The 2,264-nt window shown below is 52.3% G+C and carries 2 protein-coding genes; both read right to left on the bottom strand.

The features are described from left to right. Nucleotides 1-110: 110 nt before the first annotated feature. Nucleotides 111-1,580, bottom strand: a complete 1,470-nt coding sequence (locus DBO31_RS00360; RefSeq protein ID WP_150824160.1) for a sodium:alanine symporter family protein — start codon at nt 1,578-1,580, stop codon at nt 111-113. Nucleotides 1,581-1,813: 233 nt separating this feature from the next. Beyond that, a partial coding sequence (locus DBO31_RS00365; RefSeq protein ID WP_150824161.1) for an FAD-dependent oxidoreductase occupies nt 1,814-2,264 on the bottom strand: 451 nt, incomplete at its 5' end.

Raw genomic sequence — 2,264 nt, forward strand, 5'->3', positions numbered from 1 at the left:
AGAATTTTTATCTGCTCTTTTGCCAGCAGCACAGAAAAAAACTGCAGGCTCTCATAGAGGGCACTACAGTTTTTTTCTGGGAATATGAGGAGATCCAGCAGGGAGAAAGGTTATGAAATTTTGATGCCTTCCCGCAGGGACGATGCATCTTCCGGTTTTTCCATCAGGCCCAGGCGTTCGACCGCATCGGCAGCCGTAGCATCCCAGGACTGGGTGAGCAGCCGTTCTTCGTAATCCCGTACGAGGAGGACGATTTTATCGCGCATGACGAAGATGATGACCAGATTGCAAAGGACACAGACGCCGAAGAAGAAATCGAAGGTAGCCCATACGGTATTAAGGGCTCCGATGGCACCGACAATGCCGAAAACACTGGCCAGTGCGTAAAATACTTTAACCGGCGCACCTTTAAAGCCCAGGGCATTGAGGCAGATACCGCCATAATAGGCATTGACCACGGCCGTTGTAAACCCGAAGAAAGCGATGACGACGGCAATGAACATACCGGCTGCTGCCACGTTGCCGCCAAAGCCTTCCCCAAAGGCCGCTGCCGTAAGAGCCGCCCCGGTAGCACCGCTGTCCCAGACGCCAGAGGTCATGACGACCATAGCCGTCATAGTGCAGACGACGATCGTATCGAAGAATACTTCAAAAACGCCCCACAAACCTTGTTTGACCGGGTGATTGACCGAGGCCGACGAATGGACCAGCGGTGCCGTGCCCGTGCCTGCTTCGTTGGAGAAAATGCCCCGTGCCAGGCCCCAGCGGATCCCCAGCATGACCGACGAACCGAGGAAGCCGCCCGATGCGGCCGTACCGGTAAAGGCGTCGTGGAAAATCATGGCAAAGGCTGCCGGGATAGCCGGCGCATTGACGATCATGACGACGACAGAAACGGCGATATAGATAACAGCCATAAAGGAAACGACGGCATTGGCAAAATTAGAAAGGCTCTTCAGACCGCCGACCAGGACCAGCCCCATGAGGACTGCGACGGCAATACCGATATATAAAGGCGAGATACCGAAAGAACCGCTCAGCGACTGGGCAATAGCGTTAGACTGTACAGCCGGTCCGACCATCATGCCCAGGCCCAGAGTAATCGTCCAGATGAGGGACAGCCATTTCCATTTCTTTCCCAGACCGTTTTTGACAAACCAGGGAAATCCGCCGTGCCATTCGCCCGTATCGGGGTCTTTTTCCCGGTAAGCCACGGCCAGGGTGACTTCCGAGAATTTGACGATGAGGCCCAGCATGGCGATGAACCACATCCAGAATACCGCACCGGGACCGCCGGTAGCGATAGCGACGGATACGCCGGCAATATTGCCTACGCCCTGGGTAGACGCCAGGGCCGTGCAGGCTGCCTTGAAGGGATTGATATTGCCTTCGCCAGAGCCTTTATCAAAGACTTTACCGAAGGTTTCTTTCATGATGAGCCCGAAATGGCGGAACTGGAAGAACCGGAGCCGGACCGTCATGTAAACCGCAACGAATGATGTCAGTATCAGGATAGGCCAGCCCCAGATGACATCAGCAATGGCCATCATGCCACTTATGATACTCTCGATGATAAACATACATATTCCCCCTTTTACGGTACAAAAAAGGCCTCCTGCAGTTTTACATTGCAGAAGGCCTCATTGCCCGGCATATAAGTTTTCATCCCGCCATCAAAACGATGAATGAGATGGTCATACTATACCATTTATTTTTTATCATGTCAATATCTTTATTATATATTTTTAATTATTTTTATCATATTATTTTAAATAATAATATTTTTGTTCTGTTTTACATATTTTATTTCATCTTACATGTTTTCGTTGCGAAGGAGCGTGAACCCGGCCTCATAGCCCTGCTGAACCGCCGTGGCAATCCGTCCCCCGCCGGCCGCATCGCCGATGACGCGTACTGTATCAAACGCTGTCCGGAAGGCATCGACCGTATCCTGCCGCGGTACAAGCCCCATAGACAAAATGACCGTATCGGCCGGAAGGATGACCTGCTCATGATCGCTCAGCCGTTCCAATGTCACCGTATGTTCCTGGACAGAACGGATGCTGTGACCCGTGTAAATATCCGGATGGTACGGTGTAATTCGGCTCATTTCATCATTCAGGACGGCCGGGAAAATAGCGCCGCCGATGACAGGCATCATTTCAACCAGACTGACCGGATGGTGGTCCTTCAAAAGCACGGCGGCCGTTTCCAGTCCCGTAAGGCCCGATCCGATAATGACAGACCGGCCCTGTACGGCAGCT

This window comes from Megasphaera sp. DJF_B143 (genome assembly GCF_900320625.1).
GTDB classification, from domain to species: Bacteria; Bacillota; Negativicutes; order Veillonellales; family Megasphaeraceae; genus Megasphaera; species Megasphaera hexanoica.

Coding starts and splice junctions, on each gene's coding strand:
- DBO31_RS00360 (WP_150824160.1), bottom strand. CDS start 1,580: ATGTTTATCATCGAGAGTATCATAAGTGGCATGATGGCCATTGCTGAT.